This is a genomic window from Paraburkholderia atlantica (assembly GCF_009362785.1).
Lineage (GTDB): Bacteria > Pseudomonadota > Gammaproteobacteria > Burkholderiales > Burkholderiaceae > Paraburkholderia > Paraburkholderia atlantica.
In genome coordinates this window covers 79,284-99,284 of the sequence record NZ_WHNQ01000017.1, presented here as the reverse complement: position 1 = coordinate 99,284, position 20,001 = coordinate 79,284, and the positions used below count along the sequence as shown (strand labels likewise).

At 61.8% G+C, this 20,001-nt stretch carries 19 protein-coding genes; 11 read left to right on the top strand and 8 right to left on the bottom strand.

Annotated features, from left to right (window positions below; genetic code table 11):
* The first annotated feature begins 219 nt into the window (after nt 1-219).
* Together GCT19_RS23350 and GCT19_RS23345 are read left to right on the top strand one after the other, a co-directional pair.
* Entirely contained in the window at nt 220-645 is a 426-nt protein-coding gene (locus GCT19_RS23350; RefSeq protein ID WP_013091205.1) for a DUF3830 family protein, read from the top strand.
* 121 nt (nt 646-766) lie between these two features.
* Nucleotides 767-1,807: an SGNH/GDSL hydrolase family protein gene (locus GCT19_RS23345; RefSeq protein ID WP_026229018.1), complete on the top strand. Its 1,041-nt coding sequence runs from the start codon at nt 767-769 to the stop codon at nt 1,805-1,807.
* Nucleotides 1,808-1,890: 83 nt separating this feature from the next.
* On the opposite strand, the gene GCT19_RS23340 is transcribed toward GCT19_RS23345, so the two are convergent.
* The 3 genes from GCT19_RS23340 to shiA all read right to left on the bottom strand — a co-directional run bounded on the left by GCT19_RS23340 (nt 1,891) and on the right by shiA (nt 5,164).
* Nucleotides 1,891-2,019: an MFS transporter small subunit gene (locus GCT19_RS23340; RefSeq protein ID WP_018437177.1), complete on the bottom strand. Its 129-nt coding sequence runs from the start codon at nt 2,017-2,019 to the stop codon at nt 1,891-1,893.
* A gap of 10 nt (nt 2,020-2,029) precedes the next feature.
* The gene (locus tag GCT19_RS23335) at nt 2,030-3,433 is read right to left on the bottom strand and encodes an L-lactate MFS transporter (protein WP_013091208.1); all 1,404 of its coding nucleotides are present in this window, start codon (nt 3,431-3,433) and stop codon (nt 2,030-2,032) included.
* A 411-nt stretch (nt 3,434-3,844) separates the two neighbouring features.
* Nucleotides 3,845-5,164, bottom strand: a complete 1,320-nt coding sequence (gene shiA, locus GCT19_RS23330; RefSeq protein WP_018437175.1) for a shikimate transporter — start codon at nt 5,162-5,164, stop codon at nt 3,845-3,847.
* 372 nt (nt 5,165-5,536) lie between these two features.
* Here shiA and GCT19_RS23325 point away from each other — a divergent pair, with 372 nt between their 5' ends.
* From GCT19_RS23325 to GCT19_RS23300, 6 genes are all read left to right on the top strand, one after another.
* Nucleotides 5,537-5,755, top strand: a complete 219-nt coding sequence (locus GCT19_RS23325) for a hypothetical protein (protein ID WP_026229017.1) — start codon at nt 5,537-5,539, stop codon at nt 5,753-5,755.
* Complete coding sequence (locus GCT19_RS23320) at nt 5,733-6,452, top strand: GntR family transcriptional regulator (protein ID WP_026229016.1); 720 nt, start codon at nt 5,733-5,735, stop codon at nt 6,450-6,452. Before GCT19_RS23325 ends, GCT19_RS23320 begins: the two co-directional genes overlap by 23 nt.
* Nucleotides 6,453-6,892: 440 nt before the next feature.
* A complete protein-coding gene (locus GCT19_RS23315) occupies nt 6,893-8,659 on the top strand; it encodes a thiamine pyrophosphate-binding protein (RefSeq protein ID WP_018437172.1) in 1,767 nt (588 codons plus the stop codon).
* 24 nt (nt 8,660-8,683) lie between these two features.
* Complete coding sequence (frc, locus tag GCT19_RS23310) at nt 8,684-9,931, top strand: formyl-CoA transferase (protein ID WP_018437171.1); 1,248 nt, start codon at nt 8,684-8,686, stop codon at nt 9,929-9,931.
* A gap of 9 nt (nt 9,932-9,940) precedes the next feature.
* A complete protein-coding gene (locus tag GCT19_RS23305) occupies nt 9,941-10,756 on the top strand; it encodes a fumarylacetoacetate hydrolase family protein (protein WP_018437170.1) in 816 nt (271 codons plus the stop codon).
* A 53-nt stretch (nt 10,757-10,809) separates the two neighbouring features.
* Nucleotides 10,810-11,655 (top strand): NAD(P)(+) transhydrogenase (Re/Si-specific) subunit beta, encoded by an 846-nt coding sequence (locus GCT19_RS23300; protein ID WP_026229015.1) that lies wholly within the window; start codon nt 10,810-10,812, stop codon nt 11,653-11,655.
* A gap of 90 nt (nt 11,656-11,745) precedes the next feature.
* Here the strand turns inward: GCT19_RS23300 and GCT19_RS23295 are convergent, their stop codons facing one another.
* Together GCT19_RS23295 and GCT19_RS23290 are read right to left on the bottom strand one after the other, a co-directional pair.
* A complete protein-coding gene (locus GCT19_RS23295) occupies nt 11,746-12,066 on the bottom strand; it encodes an HAD family hydrolase (RefSeq protein ID WP_018437169.1) in 321 nt (106 codons plus the stop codon).
* Between the two features lie 96 nt (nt 12,067-12,162).
* Nucleotides 12,163-13,110, bottom strand: a complete 948-nt coding sequence (locus GCT19_RS23290) for a LysR family transcriptional regulator (RefSeq protein WP_013091216.1) — start codon at nt 13,108-13,110, stop codon at nt 12,163-12,165.
* Nucleotides 13,111-13,476: 366 nt separating this feature from the next.
* Between GCT19_RS23290 and oxlT the strand changes: the two genes are divergently transcribed.
* The 3 genes from oxlT (at nt 13,477) to GCT19_RS23275 (ending at nt 17,394) form a co-directional block, all read left to right on the top strand.
* Nucleotides 13,477-14,826 carry an oxalate/formate MFS antiporter gene (oxlT, locus tag GCT19_RS23285; protein WP_026229014.1) on the top strand — a complete coding sequence of 450 codons (1,350 nt, stop codon included), beginning with the start codon at nt 13,477-13,479 and terminating at the stop codon, nt 14,824-14,826.
* A 30-nt stretch (nt 14,827-14,856) separates the two neighbouring features.
* Nucleotides 14,857-15,846, top strand: coding sequence for a LysR family transcriptional regulator (locus tag GCT19_RS23280; protein WP_152853223.1), 990 nt, complete (start codon nt 14,857-14,859; stop codon nt 15,844-15,846).
* A gap of 96 nt (nt 15,847-15,942) precedes the next feature.
* A complete protein-coding gene (locus GCT19_RS23275; protein ID WP_018437166.1) occupies nt 15,943-17,394 on the top strand; it encodes an aldehyde dehydrogenase family protein in 1,452 nt (483 codons plus the stop codon).
* An 84-nt stretch (nt 17,395-17,478) separates the two neighbouring features.
* Here GCT19_RS23275 and GCT19_RS23270 read toward each other — a convergent pair whose 3' ends face one another.
* From GCT19_RS23270 to GCT19_RS23260, 3 genes are all read right to left on the bottom strand, one after another.
* The gene (locus tag GCT19_RS23270) at nt 17,479-18,456 is read right to left on the bottom strand and encodes a 2-dehydropantoate 2-reductase (protein WP_013091220.1); all 978 of its coding nucleotides are present in this window, start codon (nt 18,454-18,456) and stop codon (nt 17,479-17,481) included.
* Between the two features lie 156 nt (nt 18,457-18,612).
* A complete protein-coding gene (locus tag GCT19_RS23265; RefSeq protein WP_018437165.1) occupies nt 18,613-19,233 on the bottom strand; it encodes a LysE family translocator in 621 nt (206 codons plus the stop codon).
* Between the two features lie 108 nt (nt 19,234-19,341).
* Entirely contained in the window at nt 19,342-19,890 is a 549-nt protein-coding gene (locus GCT19_RS23260) for a hypothetical protein (RefSeq protein WP_018437164.1), read from the bottom strand.
* Nucleotides 19,891-20,001: the final 111 nt, after the last annotated feature.

The window sequence follows — 20,001 nt, the reverse complement described above, 5'->3', positions numbered from 1 at the left end:
TGCGTTGCATTGCGCGGCTTGCAAACTACGAACATTCGTGGCGGCGCGCCTCGCAAACTGGCATGGCATATCGCGCAAGGCTTTGCGGTCGGCCCGCCACCCGCGATCGCAGGTGGTCTAACTGGACTGACCGCGGCGCGGATAACTGTACCTGTCGAAGCCTTGCATCGGACGACAGAATCGAAGCACCTTTCAAATTCACCCACCGGATAACGCGCCATGACCCGACTCAAGATGACCGCCTGCGGCCACACCTTCATCGCCGAAACGCATCCCGATGCGCCGCAGACCGTGGCCGCTTTCCTGAAGCTGCTGCCGTACCGGCAGAAGCTGATCCACGTGCGTTGGAGCGGCGAGGGCTGCTGGGTGCCGCTCGGCGAATTCAAGCTCGAGAACGACGGCGTTGCGGTCGGCTTCGAAAATCACACGAGCCATCCATCGGTGGGCGACATCCTGTTCTATCCGGGCGGCTATAGCGAGACCGAGATCATCCTCGCCTATGGCTCGTGCTGCTTCGCGAGCAAGATGGGGCAACTCGCGGGCAATCATTTTCTGACGATCGTCGAAGGCAAGGAAAAACTGCGCGAACTCGGCACGAAGGTGCTGTGGGAAGGCGCGCAGGAGGTGGTGTTCGACCGGCTTTGAGCGGGCCGCACTTCCTTGCTGGGCATACGCGATGCTTGTTTGAAGAGCCGCGTGCGGTCAGGTTCCGGCCGCGCACGTCAGGCACTCGGCACCGTCTGGCCCGCCCGGCGAGGAGGAGCAAATGCGACGCATAAATGACAAGGTCCGCGCTGTAGTTTTTGCCATGTCGGTCGTGCTGCTATCGGCATGCGGCGGGGGCGGCAGCGGCAGCGGCAGCAGCGGGTCGAATAGCGGCGGCAGCACGGCGGCCGAGCCGGCCGGCGGCGTCAAGCTGCAGGTGGTGTCGTTCGGCGACAGCCTGTCGGACGTCGGGACCTATGCGCCGCTCGCGAGCGCGGTGGGCGGCGGGCGTTTCACGACCAATCCCGGTCAGGTGTGGGCCCAGAACGTCGCGCAATACTACGGCGATACGCTTAGCGCCGCCTTCACGATCGATTTCACGCATAAGCTGAGTGCGCAGAACGGCCTCGGTTATGCGGAAGGCGGCTCGACCGTGGCGACACCGGCGAACCAGTACGACTACCTGAGCGATGTGATCGGCAACATCGAAATGCCTGTGAATCAGCAGCTGTCGAGCTATCTGAGCGCTCACGGCAGCTTCAACGCCAATCAGCTCGTGCTCCTGTGGGTGGGCTCGAACGACGTGCTGCGTGCCGGCAATCTGCCCGCCGCCGCGCCGGTCGTGCAGGCGGCGGCCACGACGCTCGCCCAGCTCGTCGGGCAGATCGTGCAGAACGGCGGCGTGCATGTGGTGGTGATCAATCTGCCGAATATCGGGCTGTCGCCGAAGGGGCTCACTTCGCCCGATGGTGGCGCGAACCTCACGCAGTTGTCGCAGCTATTCAACGCTACGTTGAATAGCGCGCTGCAAACTGATGGGCTGCAATCGAAGGTGATCGAGGTCGATTCGTACACGTGGACGAATCAGGTGATCGGAAGCTTTCGGGCGAACGGTTTTACCGTGTCGAATACGGGGCAGGCCTGCGACCCGAAGAAAACGCCCGATGACACCGCGCTGCTATGCTCGCCCGCAACTTATGTCAGCGCCAATGCGGATCAGACTTACATGTTCGCCGATGATCTGCATCCGACCACGCATATGCATGCATTGTTTGCCCAGTTCGTCGAGCAGCAGATCGCGCACAGTGGATTGGGGCGGTGAGGGGGACACCGCGGCGCGGCCTGCTTTCGGCACCCCGGCCCTCAACAAGGCCGGGGTGCGCATCATCACATCACATCACATCGTCACTTGAACAACTTCGTCGCCTGCGTCAGCGTATTGATCACTCCCCACGCAAGCGGGATCATCACATACAGCCAGAACACCGCGAGCATCACCTTGTTGGTCGGATGTACGGTTTGAACGGTCGACATACGGATCTCCTCACGCGCCCTTGGCGACTTGTGCATCGGTCATGTGGTGCTTCTCGTCCACACGCTTGACCAGCAGGTTGCAGATAAAGCCGATCACGAGCAGCACGGCCATGATGTGTACGGTCATCGTGTACGCGTCCGCTTTCGCTACCCCGTTCGCGACTTCATACGCGCGGATGTAGTTGACGAGCACCGGACCCGCGACGCCTGCCGCGGCCCACGCGGTTAACAGACGTCCATGAATGCCGCCGACGAAGGTCGTGCCGAACATGTCGGCGAGATAGGCCGGCACGGTTGCGAAGCCGCCGCCGTACATCGACAGGATGATGCAGTACGTCAGCACGAACAGCGCGATCTGTCCGTTCGCGGCAAAGCTCGGCACGAGGTAGTAGAGCACCGCGCCGAGCGCGAAGAAGATGTAATAGGTGTTCTTGCGGCCGATCCAGTCCGACGCCGACGCCCACACGAAACGCCCACCCATGTTGAACAGCGACAGGAGCCCGACGAAGCCGGCCGCCGCAGCGGCCGTCACTGTGTTCTTGAAGCTCTCCTGGATCATCACCGAGGCCTGGCCGAGAATGCCGATGCCGGCCGTCACGTTCAGGAACAGCACGAGCCAGATCAGATAGAACTGCGGTGTCTTCAGCGCCTGGTCGATATGCACGTGATTGCTCGTGATCAGCCGGTGCTGCGTCGCTGCGGGCGGCGTCCAGCCCGCCGGCTTCCAGTCCGCCGGCGGCACGCGGATCGCGAGCGCGCCGATCGTCATCGAGATGAAATAGACGATGCCGAGCACGATGAAGGTTTCCGCGACGCCAATGCTGGTCGCGCTTTGAAAGTGCTTCATCAGTGCGACCGACAACGGCGCTGCGATCATCGCGCCGCCGCCGAAGCCCATGATCGCCATGCCGGTCGCCATACCGCGGCGGTCCGGAAACCAGCGGATCAGCGTCGACACCGGCGACACATAACCGAGCCCCAGCCCGATCCCGCCGATCACGCCGTAGCCGAGATACAGCAGCGCGATCTGATGCAGGTACACGCCGAGCGCGGACACGAGGAAGCCCCCGCCGAAGCAGCACGCGGCCGTGAACATCGTGCGGCGCGGACCGACGTGTTCGAGCCATTTGCCGGCGAATGCCGCCGACAAACCGAGGAACACGATCGCAAGCGAAAAGATCCAGCCGAGCGCGGTCAGCGACCAGTCATCGGGCGCGGACTGCGTGATGCCGATTACCTTGGTCAGCGGTCCGTTGAAGACCGAGAACGCGTAGGCCTGGCCGATGCACAGATGCACGGCGAGCGCGGCGGGAGGCACCATCCAGCGCGAGAAACCGGGCTGCGCGATGGTGGCCTGTTTCGAAAAGAATGGGGCTGAACCTTGTTGGCTGCCCGGCTCGCTGATGCTACTCATAAGTGGGTCTCCTTACAGTTGTTCTGTTTATCGGCGTTTCGTGCATTAACCTGAGGCGCCGGAGTGTAACTTGCGCAGGCCGTTCCCGTCATCGCTATATGCACTTTTATTTCATATGGCCGGTCCAATGCACCCGAAAATCATGCCTGGCTCGACAATAGGACGTGGACGATGGCTTCGCAATATGAAGCGCGCGGACATAAGGTGTGATCCTGGTCACACGCGGGCATTCTTCAAGGGATCGCAAACGTCGTGGGACGCGCCGAACTGGTTGCTGCGAATTTTCGACTAGAGGCACTATGCAAGGGCAGCAATAAACAAGCGCGCGTCACGCGGCGAAAAAGAAAACGGGCCGGCGCGGCTTGTTTGCCGCGTCGGCCCGTCGTGTATCGATGGCGAGTTTCGCCGGTATCAATCGATCGTGCGGCCGGTCTTCATGCGTGCTGCAACGAGTACCGAAATCAGGCAGCCGATCGCCAGATATGCGGCCACTGGATGCCACGAGCCGCCCGCGAAGCTGACCAGCGCGACCGCGATGAACGGCGTGAAGCCGCCGCCGACCACGCTCGCCACCTGATAGCCGACACCCGCGCCGCTATAGCGGTACTCGGTGCCGAACAGCTCGGTGAACATCGGCTGCTGCACGCTGACGACCATGTCGTGCGCGATGTTGGCAAGCATCACCGCGAACACGACGATCCATACGGTCGAACGCGCTTCGAGCGCGAGGAAGAACGGCACCGCGCTGAACACGCCGACCAGCGCGCCGATCATATAGATGCGACGGCGGCCGAAGCGATCCGCGAGCCACGCGAAGCACGGAATCGTCACGCAGCTGAGCGCGCCGACGACGAAGCCGATCGTCAGAAAGAACTCGCGCGGCATATGCAGGTTCGTGGTCGAGTAGCTCAGCGCGAACGCGGTCACGATGTACATCGTGAACAGCTCGGCGAGCCGCAGCGCGATGATCAGCAGGAAGGCCTTCGGATGGCGCAGCAGCGCTTCGACGATCGGCAGGCGCACGCGGCGCTCGCCATGCTTGCCGACTTTCTCGACGAACTCCTGCGACTCCTCCATGCTCGAGCGGATCCACAACGCGATCAGCACCAGCACGACGCTGAACAGGAACGGCAGACGCCAGCCCCAGCTGAGGAACGCGGCGTTGTCCATCGAGCGGCTGATCAGCGCGACGAGACCCGTCGACAGCACGAGCCCGACGCCGTAGCCGACCTGCACGCCGCTGCTGTAGAAGGCCTTCTTTTTCTCGGGCGCGCTTTCGACCGCCATCAACGCCGCGCCGCCCCATTCGCCGCCGACCGCGAAGCCCTGGATTGCGCGCAGCGTGACGAGCAGCACCGGCGCCAGCCAGCCGATCGTCGAAAACGCAGGCAGCAGACCGATCGCGGCCGTCGACAGGCCCATCATCATCACGGTGAGCACCAGCATGCGCTTGCGTCCGAGCCGGTCGCCGTAGTGGCCGAACACGAAACCGCCGAGCGGGCGGAACAGGAAGCCGACGCCGAAGGTCGCGAATGCGGCGAGCGTGCCCATCGCCGGGCCGACGTTCGGGAAGAATTCGGCGTTGAACACGAGCGCGGCGACGATGCCGTACAGCAGGAAGTCGTACCAGTCGACCACGGCGCCGACAAAGCTGCCGAGTGCGGCTTTGCGGGCTTGACTGCGCGCATTGCGGTGAGTGGCCAATGCGGCCTGCGGGTGGGCGGTGCTCATCGAGTCTCCTTCAACGTGACATGGGCTTGAGTCGATTGCGCCGCGCCGGCAAGGCATTCGACGCAATCGCTCCGCGGCAGGATGTCCGGAAGGGTAATGACGCGCCCCCGAATTCACAATCCGCGCAATGGTGAAAATGCGCGATCATCGCACGCGGCTGCGCGAATAGCGCGCGTTTTGCGTGTTTACACCAAGCGCCCAAGGAGGCCATCGCGGGCAATGATGTGGGCGAACCACGCATCCCCAGGGCGTGCTACCGTGAAGCAATCTTAAAAACAACAGGTGTTGATATACTACATACCGAATATTGAAAAATGCGGCGTTGCAGCATACAATTGAGGAATTAACCTTCTCAATCGTTCGGAGTCGCACGTGGAATTCGTACCTCTCGCGCTGTTCGCCGTTGCTGTCTTAGGGTTGGGCTGTGCCGCCACCGTTTTGCTGACCGACTGGATTCCCGACTCGATCGGGGCGCTTGCATCGCAACATGGCCGCTTCGTGGGCCTGGGCGAGCAGCGCGGCAAAGCAGTGGCGCCGAATCGCGCACGTGTTCAAGCAGAGGCGATGAATGTCGTCAGAACTTCCAACTGAAACAGTGGCCACCCCGTTGACCCTGTCGTTGCAGCCTATCGGCGCGAGCGCGAGCTTGCGCGATCAGGCGTATGCGATGCTGCGTCAGGCAATCGCCGACGCGGATATCTACCAGAATCGCGAAGAAATCCGTCTCGACGAGCGCGTGCTCAGCGAATCGCTCGGCGTGAGCCGCACGCCGGTGCGTGAGGCAATGACGCTGCTCGAGCAGGAGGGCTTCCTGCGCATGGTGCCGCGGCGCGGCATCTACATCGTGCGCAAGAGCAAGCGCGAAATCGTCGAGATGATCCAGATGTGGGCCGCGCTCGAAAGCATGGCCGCACGCCTCGCCACGCTGCATGCGAGCGACGAGGAGATCGGCCGCCTGCGCCATATGTTCGACAATTTCCGCGACACGACCCCGGCGGAGCATATCGCCGAGTATTCGGATGCGAACATCGCGTTTCATCAGGCAATCGTCGAGTTGTCGAAGTCGCAGATCATTCTCGACACGATCAAGAACATCTTCATCCACGTGCGTGCGATCCGGCGCATGACCATCTCGCAGAGCGACCGGGCCGCGCGCTCGATCGTCGATCATCTGCGCATCATCGAGGCGCTCGAGAAGCGCGATACCGAACTCGCCGAGCGGCTCACGCGTCAGCATTCGCTCGATCTCGCGGCGTTCGTCGAAGCCAATTGCGATTTCCTCGATTGAGAGCGGTTAGACGCCTGATCTGATTTCCTGCTGATTTCGAAAAGCCCGCGGTGTGCAAGCACCGCGGGCTTTTTTGCGTGCGCGCGTTTCAAGCTGGTGGCCGGAAAACGAGGTCGCCGCCGCACTGCGGGATAAACCGTGCTTGACGGTCTTAAAAATATGGTATGTGATATATCAACAACGACAGCCGCACTCCGCGACTCAGTGTTTTCCCTTGAAACAACCGCCGCAAAGCCTTGCACGTTCCGCGCAAAGCCACGGTTGACAAGCTTGAGCAGCACGAACTTCGCGCCGTTTCTGTCTCGAAAATTGGCTTGAACGAATGTGATATATCACATACGGTATCTTCGAAGCCGTGAGACGTCGGTGCAGCCGGACGTATATCGAAGCAGACGCGTCCGTCGATAACCGTTGCACATCCGATAGATGAGGAGATGACTATGTCTGCAGTTGTTTCATCCCTGAGTCCGGCCACGGCCACGACCACGACCGCCGACGACACGCTGAAGCAGAAGACCCGCGACGCGGGCGTCGTGTCGGGCGGCCATCTGGTTGCGAAGGCGCTGAAAAACGAGGGGATCGACACGATCTTCACACTGTGCGGCGGGCACATCATCGATATCTACGACGGCTGCGTCGACGAAGGCATCCGCATCATCGACGTGCGCCACGAGCAGGTCGCCGCGCATGCGGCCGACGGCTACGCGCGCCAGACCGGCAAGCTCGGCTGCGTGGTGACCACCGCCGGCCCCGGCTGCACGAACGCGGTGACCGGCATCGCGACCGCATTCCGCTCGGAAAGCCCGATCCTGCACATCGGCGGACAAGGCGCGCTGACCCAGCACAAGATGGGATCGCTGCAGGATCTGCCGCACGTCGACATCATGGCGCCGATCACCAAGTTCGCCGCGAGCGTATCGAGCACCGAGCGCGTCGCCGACATGATCTCGATGGCCGCGCGCGAATGCTTCAACGGCGCCCCCGGTCCCGCCTACCTGGAAATTCCGCGCGACGTGCTCGACCGCGAAGTCGACGCGACGCGCGCGATCGTGCCGCGGCCGGGCCACTATCGCGCGTCGACGAAATCGATCGGCGATCCGCGTGACATCGAGAAACTCGCCGACATCCTCGTCGATGCCGAACGCCCCGCGATCCTGTACGGCCAGCAGGTGTGGACCGCGCGCGGTCACGACCAGGCGATCGCGCTGCTGCGCGGCATCGAGATTCCCGGCTATTTCAACGGCGCGAGCCGTGGGCTGCTGCCGCCAGGGGATCCGCATCATTTCGATCGCACGCGGTCGCAGGCCTTCGCGAATGCCGACGTGCTGATCGTGGTCGGCACGCCGTTCGATTTCCGCATGGGCTACGGCCGACGCATCAGCAAGGAATTGACTCTGGTGCAGATCGATATGGACTATCGAACCGTCGGCAAGAATCGCGATATCGATCTGGGCCTCGTCGGCGATCCGGGCGCGATTCTCGCTGCCGTGCTGCAAGCCGCGAGCGGTCGCATCAAGGACGACAAGCGCCAGGCGCGCCGCAAATGGATGGCACAGTTGCGCGACGCCGAAGCGACCGCGACTGAAAAACTGCTGCCGCTGTTCCGCTCGAATAGCACGCCGATTCATCCGTATCGCGTCGCGTACGAACTCAACGAATTCCTGTCCGACGACACCGTCTATATCGGCGACGGCGGCGACGTCGTGACGATCTCCGCGCAAGCGGTGCGGCCGCGCCGACCGGGACAGTGGATGGACCCCGGCGCGCTCGGCTCGCTCGGCGTCGGCACGGGCTTCGCGCTCGCGGCGAAACTTGCACATCCGCACAAGGAAGTGCTCTGCTATTACGGCGACGGCTCGTTCGGCATGACCGCGTTCGACATGGAAACCGCGAACCGCTTCGGCGCGCCGTACCTCGCGGTGATCGGCAACAACTCGGCGATGAACCAGATCCGCTACGGCCAGCTCGCCAAATACGGCGAGGAACGCGGCAACGTCGGCAATCTGCTCGGCGACGTGCCGTTCAGCAAATTCGCCGAAATGCTCGGCGGCTATGGCGAGGAAGTGCGCGATCCCGCGCAGATCGCGAGCGCGCTACAGCGTGCGCGCGCAGCGATTCATCGCACCGGCCGCTCGGCGGTCGTCAACATCTGGGTCGACCCACGTGAATACGCACCGGGCACGAAGAACCAGACCATGTACAAATAACCTTCATCGTTCAGGAGATACGACATGGCCAAGGCACTCGACGGTGTGCGCATCCTCGATTTCACGCATGTGCAATCGGGGCCGACCTGCACGCAATTGCTCGCATGGTTCGGCGCGGACGTGATCAAGGTGGAGCGGGCAGGCGCGGGCGACATCACGCGCGAGCAACTGCGCGATATTCCCGACGTGGATAGCCTGTACTTCACGATGCTCAATCACAACAAGCGCTCGGTCACGATCGACACCAAGCATCCGGAAGGCAAGCAGGTGCTCGAAGCGCTGATCCAGAAATGCGACGTACTGGTCGAAAACTTCGCACCGGGCGCGCTCGACCGCATGGGCTTCACGTGGGAGCGGATTCAGGAATTGAATCCGCGCATGATCGTCGCATCGGTGAAGGGCTTCGGTCCGGGCCCTTACGAGGACTGCAAAGTCTATGAGAACGTCGCGCAATGCGCGGGCGGCGCGGCGTCGACCACCGGCTTCGACGACGGTCCGCCGGTCGTGACCGGCGCGCAGATCGGCGACAGCGGCACGGGGCTGCATCTCGCGCTCGGCATCGTCACCGCGCTCTATCAACGCACGCATACCGGACGCGGCCAGCGCGTGCTCGCCGCGATGCAGGACGGCGTGCTCAATCTGTGCCGCGTCAAACTGCGCGATCAGCAGCGGCTCGACCGCACCGGCGTGATGAAAGAGTATCCGCAATACCCGAACGGCACGTTCGGCGACGCGGTGCCGCGTGCGGGCAATGCGTCGGGCGGCGGGCAGCCGGGCTGGATTCTGAAGTGCAAGGGATGGGAGACGGACCCCAACGCGTATATCTACTTCATCACGCAGGCGCCCGTGTGGGCGAAGATCTGCAACGTGATCGGCAAGGAGGAGTGGGCCACCCACCCCGACTATGCGACAGCGCCAGCGCGCCTGCCGCGACTGAAGGAGATCTTCGCCGAAATCGAACGCTGGACGATGACGAAGACCAAGTTCGAGGCGATGCAGATCCTGAACAAATACGACATTCCGTGCGGCCCGATCCTGTCGATGAAGGAAATTGCCGAAGAGCCGTCGCTGCGCAAAACCGGCACGATCGTCGAAGTCGATCATCCGCAGCGCGGCAAGTATCTGACCGTGGGCAATCCGATCAAGCTGTCCGACAGCCCGACCGACGTCAAACGCTCGCCGCTGCTTGGCGAACATACCGACGAAGTGATGGCCGAACTCGGTTATTCGGCCGAGCAGATCACGGCGCTGCGCACTGCCGGCGCAATCTAGGAGCGACGCATGCAGACGTGGATGCGGTTCATGTCGGGCGACGGCGGCATAGTGTTCGGCCGTGTCGAAGGCGCCTACCTGCACGAGTACGAAAGTCTCGCGCAGCCGGTGCCGACCGGCGCGGTTCTGTCGCTGCGCGCACTGACGCCTCTGGCGCCGTGTGCGCCGGGCAAGATCGTCGCGCTGTGGAATAACTATCACGCGCTCGCGGCGAAGCTCGACAAACCCGTGCCCACGCATCCGCTGTTTCTGATGAAGCCGGCGGCGTCGGTGATCGGCGCGGGCGAGCCGATCCGCCGGCCGCGTCACTACGCGGGCAAGATCGTCTACGAGGGCGAGCTCGGTATCGTGATCGGCCAGCGTTGCCGCGATCTCGATGTGCAGCAGGCGGAGGCGGCAATTTTCGGCTACACGCTCGTCAACGACGTCACCGCTGCCGACTTGCTCAACGAGAATCCGCATTTTCCGCAGTGGTGTCGCGCGAAAAGCTTCGATACGTTCTGTTGTCTGGGTCCGGCCATCGTTTCCGGTTTCGACTGGCGGGCGGCGCGCCTGCTGACGACGCTCGACGGCGTCGAGCGTCAAAATTATCCGCTCGCCGATATGGTCTTTTCGCCGGCCGAGCAGGTGAGTCTGATTTCGCAGGATCTGACGCTCGAACCCGGCGACGTGATCGCGTGTGGCACCTCGCTGGGTGTAGGCTCGATCAAGGACGGCGCAACGGTGTCGATCACGATCGATGGGATCGGCACGCTGACCAATACGTTGAGCGCGGCGCCGCGCGACGCACCGCAGCGATTGGGCGATACCGCGAACGTCGGTTGACGAGGGCAGGGACCTCGGGCTCTTGCCTTTCATCGCATCACGGAGGATCACGCATGCCGCAAGCCTGTGGGAGTGCCGTGTTGATGGATCTGTTGCTGCTGCTTGCGGTGACTGTCGCGATGGCGTTGGTCACCGTGCTGACGGTGGCAGTGACCGCGCTCACGCGACGACGGCTCGGCGGGCAATCGGCGCATCGGCACACGTGCGTGCGCGAACGAGATCCGACACGCAGGCCCCGGATGCTTGCATTGCTCGGCAGCGGCATCGGTTTGGCGGTCGCGTCGATAGGCTTTACGCGATACCTGTTGGCCGCAGCGCGCGAGAACACCGAACGCATCGAACTGTTTTCGGCCGTCTTGATCGGCGCGCTGATCTTCGCGGCCTGCGCGATCGCGTTCTGCAAGCTGCGCGGCGTATTGCAACTCGAGGCGGCCGCGCTGCCGGGCCATCACGTGGTCAATCTGTTTGCGCTGCTGTTATGCGGCTGGCTCGGTTACAGCTTCGTCACCGAACAGGCACAGCCATTCGGACTCGCGGCATTGCTCGCAACGGGCGCGCTGGCGTTGGCAATGGGCGTGCATCTGATGCTGAGTCGCGAGTATTCGGGTAATCCCGCTCACGCCGCGCATCACGACAGTTGTGCACCGCGCATGCGTGCGTTCGCCGCGCGTAGCGATGGCCTGGCGCTCGGCAAGCCGGGCCTGCTCGCGAACATCGAGTGGCATGGTGGAGAAGAGCAGACCTGGGCGCTTCGCGATGTCGCGCCGGCGCTGATGCGCTTGAGCGCCTATGCAGATCGTCGGGATGGGCGCGACGGTAGACGAAGCAATGGGCGCCAGCGCGACTGTTCACGCAAATGTACGCACAAGCGGCCGGTTCAATTCACTACGCGCCGCTGATCGACGATGCAGACGCCCCTGATAAACCTGATTGCAAATAGCGAAGACGGCGGGACGATGATCCCGCCGACCGAGTCTTGTTCGATGCTTCTATTCACCAACGGCCGCGGCGAATTCGCTGTAGTACTGCATCTTCCTGTGCAGAATGAGTTGCGCGAGAAAGTCGGCATCGTACGCGCGATGCAGATGGCTGTGATAGCGCTCGATATAAGCGGTGATTCGCGCCAACTCGCCATTGAACTCTTTAAGCATGTCGAGCGTGGCGCGGTCCCAGCGAAACCGCAGCCCGAGATCGCTGAACGCGGCATTGTAGGCGCTCAGATGCGCATCGTCGGGATGGTTTTCGTGATCCGCCGCCGCTGTGCGAGCGTTGCGTGTACTGATACGGGATTCAACCGGAGCGTGGTTCATGATCGGCCTCCTCGGCTCGCAAGTGAGAGAACTCGCTTGCAGCATAGAAGTCGCGATCGATTTGCAATAGTTAAAGTTTTATTGGCTTTCCATAGCTTAAGGCTTATGCACGCTCAGTTCCTTCACGCGCGTGATCTTTTCGATCAGACTGGCGCCTTCCTCCATCAGGAAGCGTTTGAAGGCGACGGCCACCGGCGGCAGACGCTTGTTTTTCCGATGCACGACATACCAGTTGAGCATCACCGGAAAGCTTTCGACGTCGAGCACGACCAGATGACCCAACTGCAATTCCAGGCTGATCGTATGGGCAGACAGAAACGCGATGCCCATTCCGGCAATGACCGCCTGCTTGATCGTCTCGGTGCTCTTGATCTCCATTGCGATCTTCAGATTCGACAGACGGCCGGCGAACCCTTCTTCCATCGAATTCCATGTATCCGAGCCACGTTCGCGCACGATGAACGCTTCGTTCGCGAGCTGACTGAAGCGGATATTGCGCTTGTGCGCAAGCGGATGAGTGGGCGCCGCGACGATCACATACGGATGCGGCGCGAACGGTTCATTGGTCGCGTCGGTTTCGTGCGGCGGACGCACCATGACCGCGAGGTCGGTTTGATTGGTCGCCAGTTGATGCAGCAGTTCTTCGCGGTTGTGCACCGCCAGATTCAGATCCACACCCGAATAGCGACGCGTGAATTCGGCGAGAAGGCGCGGAAAGAAATAGTCGCCGGCACTGATCACGGCGACATTCAGCTTGCCGCCGGAGACGCCCTTCAACTGACTCATCGCTTCGTCGACTTCATGGAACTGCTGCATGATCGCGCGGCTGTAGTGGAGCATTTCAGTGCCGGCCGGCGTCAGATAGATCTTTTTGCCAAGTTGCTCGAACAGAGGCAGCCCCGCATGCTCTTCGAGTTGCCGGACCTGAGTGGAAACGGCCGGCTGAGTCAGATGCAATTCCTCCGCGGCGCGCGAAAAACTCAGGTGGCGCGCCACCGTTTCAAAGACCTTCAGTTGCCGCAGAGTTGCATTGCGCATCGTCATGGTCGATGTATAAGGAAACGTGAATCAACATAATAACAAACTTTAATTATGAGTAATTCAGCAATGACCCTAGCATGAAACCTATAACAAGCCGAATAGCCACTGTAATACGCGGGTTAACGCATAGATATGTGGTGTGGCGGACGCAATAGCGGGGGAATAAGCTGTAATGCTTACCGGCTGAAGCGTGGTTCTGGTCGGAATAAAGCAAGAACTATCATCGAAAGACGAGTTCGGGGGAAAGGCATTAAAGGATCGATTCGAATTTTCCCGAATAGCGAAGTTCTCGGGCCATAACGATAAGGCGGGACGCATCCAGCACGGCGCTAAGCCGGCTGCACTAAATAAATAGTGGAGACAAGGCTCATGAACGATATCACCCAGCAATCGACGACCCCTATGTCCTGGCGTAACCGATGGTGGCAACTCGTCATCGGCATGATCTGCATGGCGCTGGTGGCGAATCTGCAATATGCGTGGACGTTATTCGTGGCTCCTATGCATGCGCGGCATCACTGGAGCGAGGCGTCGATCCAGCTCGCGTTCTCGATCTTCATTCTGACCGAGACGTGGCTCGTGCCGTTCGAGGGCTGGCTCGTCGATCGATTCGGGCCACGCCCGGTGGTGGCAGGCGGCGCGATCTGCGCGGGTTTGTCCTGGATTCTCAATTCGTATGCGACGACGCTCGGCATGTTGTATTTCGCCGCGGTGATTGGCGGGATAGGCGCGGGCGGTGTGTACGGAACATGTGTCGGCAATGCGCTGAAGTGGTTTCCCGACCGGCGCGGTCTAGCCGCGGGTTTGACGGCCGCGGGCTTTGGCGCGGGCGCGGCGCTGACGGTGATACCGATTGCAAACATGATTACGAGCCGCGGCTATGAAGCGACGTTCCTGTTCTTCGGCATCGTGCAAGGCGTCAGCATTCTGCTGCTCGCGATGCTCCTGACGCGGCCGATCTTGCGTCAGGCAGGAGTACGCAAGAGCCGCTTCGCGGTGTCTAAAGTCGATTTCACGTCGCGCCAGATGATCAAAACGCCAGTGTTCTGGGTGATCTACGCGTCGTTCGTCGCGGTCGCAGCGGGTGGTTTGATGGCGACCGCACAGATCGGCCCGATCGCGAAAGACTGGGGCCTGGCGCGCATTCCGATGTCGGTCTTCGGCGCGACGTTGCCGCTGCTGACCCTTACGTTGTCGATCGACAATATCTTCAACGGTTTGACGCGTCCGCTATGCGGCTTCATCTCCGACAAGATCGGCCGTGAAAACACGATGTTCGTGATCTTCATCGGCGAGGGCCTCGCGTTGCTCGGCATGATGCAGTTCGGCAGCAATCCATATGCCTTCATGGTCTTTGCCGCGCTGATCTTCCTGTTCTGGGGCGAGATCTTCTCGATCTTCCCGGCGACTTGCGCGGATACGTTCGGCAGCAAGTACGCGGCCGCCAATGCAGGCACGTTGTACACCGCGAAGGGTACGGCCTCGTTGCTGGTGCCGATCGCATCGGTGCTCGCGGCGACGGGCGGCTGGAACCTCGTCTTCATCGTTTCCGCCGTCATCACGATCGCAGCCGGTATTTCCGCGAAGTTCATCCTCGAGCCGATGCGCACGCGTTGGATCGAATCGCACGATGAACCTCAGGGCGCGCTGGCCGTCGCGGGTCATGGCAATGGCAATGCGTCGAGAATGAGTCACTGGCCCGAACAGTCTGGCGAATAACGTGAGCGTCGCGCGCCCGGAACCGACGCCATGAATGTTTCGTTGCAGCAGCTCAAGGTATTCGTCGCGGTCGCGCGCGAGCGCAGTTTCACGCGCGCGGCACGCGAGTTCGATCTGACGCAGTCGGCCATCAGCCGGTGTGTGCGTGAACTGGAAGACGCGGTCGAATTGAAGCTGTTCGATCGCACGACACGCCAGGTCGAATTGACGAATGCGGGTGCGAGTCTCGAGAGAAGAATCGGCCGGCTGCTCGATGAAATCGAACTGACGCTGCTCGAAGAGCGCGCTGCTTACGACGGACACACGGGCGTCGTGCTATTCGCGAGTAATCCGGTGTTGTCATCCGGCTGGGTATCGGGGGCTTTGGCGCAGTGCGCGTCGGTATTTCCCGAGCTGGTCGTGTCGGTCAAGGATCAGCCTCAATGCAGCGTATTGGCCAGTGTCGAGCAGGGCGAGGTGGATTTCGGCGCGGTCTGTGTGACTGCACCCGTCGATAGTCTGCTATTACATGCTCAGGTGCTTTTCACTACCCCACTGCATGCGGTGCTTCCCTCCGTGCATCCGCTAGCCCAGCACGACAGCATCGGATGGCACGCGTTGCGCGAATCTCCGCTGATCACGCTGAATGCCGATACCGGCGTGCGCGCCGCGCTCGAACCGGTACTCGCCGCGAACGAATTGAAGCGCCGGCCGATGCAGGAACTCGGACACGTTGCGGCGGTAGCGCGCATGGTCGAATTGGGATTGGGTGTCGGCGTATTGCCTGTCGATGCGCATTGGCCTTCGCCGGGCGCTTCGTTGGTGAGTCGCCCGCTGCTCCCCGAAACGACATTGACGACGGTACTCGTGCACCGCAGAAATCGCTCGCTTCGTCCCAATGCGGCTGCTGCGTGGGCGCAGTTCGTCGCATCGACGACCGATCATTCGCGGAGCGCAGACGAAATGCCTGCCGCAGTCGCTGCCGCGACGCAAAGCTTCAACTGGCAGTCCGTGCGGCAAAGCCTGTTGCCAGAACCTTAGATAGGGGCCGACCGACCGAAATGCTCGCGCGATGCGCGACATTCGATCGATGCGCCGCCAGTCAGCCACATAACGTCCTACTCAAGGAGCTTCATGATGGATATCCAGTCCGACCTCAGGCAACATGATCTGTTGATCGACGGCAAGCGCATGCCGCCAGGCACCGGGGAATATTCCGTCGATATCAATCCCGCGACCGAGGAGCCGATCGCGCTGGTCGCGCAAGGCAGCTCCGCCGACGTCGATGCCGCGGTGCGCGCGGCGCGCAGCGCATTGAAAGTATGGAATTCGATTCGGGCCGCCGAACGCGGCCGCATCCTGCAACGTCTCGCGGGCCTGATGCGCGAGAACATGGAAGAACTCGCCGCGCTCGAAAGTCTCGACTGCGGCAAGCCGATTGCCGCGGTGATGCGTCAGGACGTGCCCGCCGCGATCGATACCGTCGAATACTACGCAGGCTGGTGCGACAAGATCAACGGCCAGGTGGTGCCGACGCGTCCCGATGCATTGACCTATACGCTGCGCGAGCCGGTCGGCGTGGTCGCTGCGATCGTGCCGTGGAATTTTCCGCTGATGATCGGCATGTGGAAGATCGCGCCCGCGCTCGCTTGCGGTTGCACGCTGATCGTCAAGCCTGCCGAGATCACGCCGCTCACCGCGTTGCGCATCGGCGAGCTGGCGCTCGAAGCGGGTGTGCCGCCGGGCGTGCTCAATATCGTCACCGGCAAGGGCAGTGTGGTGGGCGACGCGCTGGTGTCGCATCCCGGTATCGACAAGGTCACGTTCACCGGTTCGCCTTCGGTCGGACGCGGCATCCTGCAGGGCGCGGCGGGCAACTTCAAACGCGTGACGCTGGAGCTCGGCGGCAAGTCGGCCAACGTGATCTTTGCCGACGCGAATCTCGACAATGCGGTGCGCGCCGCGGCGTCCGGCGTGTTCTTCAATACGGGGCAAGTGTGCTCCGCCGGGTCGCGGATACTCGCGCATCGTGACGTGTATGACGAAGTGGTCGAGCGTCTGGCCACGCGCGCAAAGTCGATCAAGGTCGGCGATCCGTCGCTGCGCGAAACGTCGATGGGACCGCTGATTTCAGCCGCGCAGATGAAGACCGTATTGAGCTACGTGGACACGGGTCGCTCGGAAGGCGCGTCGCTCGTGACCGGCGGCGCGCGAGTCGGCGATCGCGGCTTTTTCGTCGAGCCGACCGTGTTCGCGAATGTCGAGCACGAGATGCGCATCTCGCAGGAGGAGATCTTCGGGCCGGTAGCAAGCGTGATCCGTTTCAACGACGAAGCGGACGCGATCCGAATCGCCAATGGCACATCGTATAGTCTCGCGGCCGGCGTGTGGAGCGCTGACCTTAGCCGCGTGCATCGCGTGGCGCGCGACTTGAAGGCCGGCACGGTGTGGATCAATACCTACGGCTACACGGACGTGCGTTTGCCGTGGGGTGGTGCTGGCGATTCGGGCTTCGGTCGCGAGCATGGCGATGTCGCGATCGAGAATTTCACTGAACCAAAAGCGGTGTGGGTGGCGATCGATCAATAACGTCTAGTGCGAAAAAGGATCGGATGCATGGCATCCGATCCTTGGGTCGTGTTGCAAAACGAAAAGGAGTTGACGAGTAGCTAGTCAATTACCTTGTAATGCCATCTTCTCGCGCAATTTGATCAGTGCGAGCACGACGTCGATGGTGGGTGTCGGTTCGGCAACGAGTCGGCCCATTTCCTGCACGACGGTCAACAAAGGATCGATTTCCATCGGCCGCCGGTTCTCCAGATCGACGAGCGTCGATGTTTTGTGCGCACCAACCGCGCCCGCGCCATCAATACGCCTTTCTACATCGACACGAAAGTGCACGCCGAACTGCTCGGCGATTCGCTTCGCTTCCAGCATCATCGTGCGTGAAACCGCGCGCGTGCCCGGGTCGCTCGTCAGGACATCGAGCGTTGCATGCGTCAATGCGCTAATCGGGTTGAAGCACAGATTGCCCCAGAGTTTCAGCCAGATTTCGTCGCGAATGTTGTCGCGAATCGGCGCTTCGAAGCCGGCTGCCTGCATGATCTCGTGCAATTGCTGAATGCGCGGGGTGCGTTCGCCACTCGGTTCGCCGATCGGGAACTTCTTGCCGTACACGTGTTTGATCACCCCCGGTTCGACGATTTCCGCCGCCGGGTAGAGTACGCAGCCAATCGCGCGCTCGGGACCGAGCTTGGTCCATTGCGAACCATCGGGGTCGACGCTCGCGAGGCGAGTACCGGCAAAGCGTCCGCCATGCTGATAGAAGTACCAATATGGAATGCCGTTGACGCCGGTAACGATCGCCGTGTGCTTGCCGAGCAGTGGCTGCATCGAGTCGACCACGCCTGGCAGCGAATGCGCCTTCAGCGTGACGATGACGACGTCCTGGACGCCGAGTTCGCTTGGGTCGGACGTGCAGCGCACCGGCGCGCTGAATGTTTCGCCATCCATGATGAGGCGCGCGCCGTGTTCACGCATGGCCGCCAGATGCGGGCCGCGCGCAATGAAGCTGACGTCCGCGCCGGCGCGCGCCAATTGCACGCCCAATAAACCGCCAATCGCTCCCGCTCCGAAGATGCATATCTTCATGATGTCGCTCCGTGACGATGAAAAAGCCGTTCGCCGAATGCCGCATTGCACCACTTCGCGGCCGGTCACGGTTCGAGCATAAGGTGGAGCGACGAAAGCTGATAGTTAAAGTTTCTCCGCCGATGTATTAGCTATTCGTTATGAAAAGGCCTCACCTCAGGCACGCCGAACCAGCAGAAAACTCACGCCGATCGCAGCGAGAAAGCCGCCGCAGCAGCGATTGAACCAGCGGCGGATCTTCGCGCGCATCAGCCACTTGCCGAGATACATACCGGCCCATGAGTACAAGGCAATCGCGACCCATTCGAGTACCAGGAAGCTCGCGCCGAGCGCGGCGAATTGCGGCAGTATCGGCTGCGCGACGTCGACGAATTGCGGCAGAAACGCGGTAAAAACCAGGATCGCCTTCGGATTGCCTGCCGCCACGAAAAACTCCTGCCGTGCGATGCGAGTGAGCGCGGCCTCCTGGGGTTGCGACGTATCGATAGCGGGAGCGTCGCTGCGCCATAACTGGATCGCGAGCCAGATCAGATACGCGGCGCCTGCGAGTTTGATCGTCAGAAAGACCCACTCGGACGCATGCAGCACGACGGCGAGACCGGTGGCGGCGAGCGCGAGCATCATCGCGAAGGCGAGCAGCCGGCCGCTGCCGCCGACGAATGCCTTGATGAAGCCATGCCGCGCGGCGACGTTGATCGAAAGCAGGTTATTGGGCCCGGGTGCGAGATTGATGGCAAAGCAGGCGGGCAAGAAGAATAGCCAGGCGGTAAGGGACATGACGGCTGCATTCCGAACGGGAGATCACGATGCATCGCGCGGAGGATCGCCCGCGATGCGTTACCGGGATTGTAGCGAAACCGCGCCGCGCCTCCGCCGGCCGCGTGTTTAGTTCACCGCCTTGATAAAGCCAGGATCGCCGATCAACGTATCGACGCTGAGCTTGACCGTGTCTTCGATCGCGATCGTATTGCCGGTGAATTTCGGCGACTTCTGCTTCACGGTGCGCGTGGTCGTGTACATGACCTTCTGGGTCGCCGCATCGATGACCACGTAGTGCATCTTCAGCGTCCATATTGCTGGCGAGCGCTTATCGTCCACCGTGAAGGTTTCGATGCTGCCGCTGAGCACGCGTTTGTTGTCGTCGATACGGAAACCGGCCACCCGCAGGCTGTTCGCGACACCGTTGCGCACCACGAGGCTGACGTCGTCCTTCAGCACGAGCCCGGTCATCCCGGTATTTTCGATGCGGTTCGGCGAGACATGACCGTCGCGGGCGGGCAGATACGCGAAGTCGCTTGCAGGGGCGACACTGAGCGAGCCGGTGCCGTGGGTCTTCGGGTGTGTCGCGCTGGCGCTGCTGTTCAGGCCGAACCATGACCACGAGCACGCGGACAGCAGCGTGGGCAGCAGCACGGCGCCGCAGCCCTTGAGCACGACGGATCTCAACGGCGAACGCGCAGCAGCCCTGCGGGAGAAAGCGGCGGTCGAAGTCAGAAGAGTTGCCCTTTTAAGTGAGTCAGCCCGGTGAAGAACAGCATGGTAGCA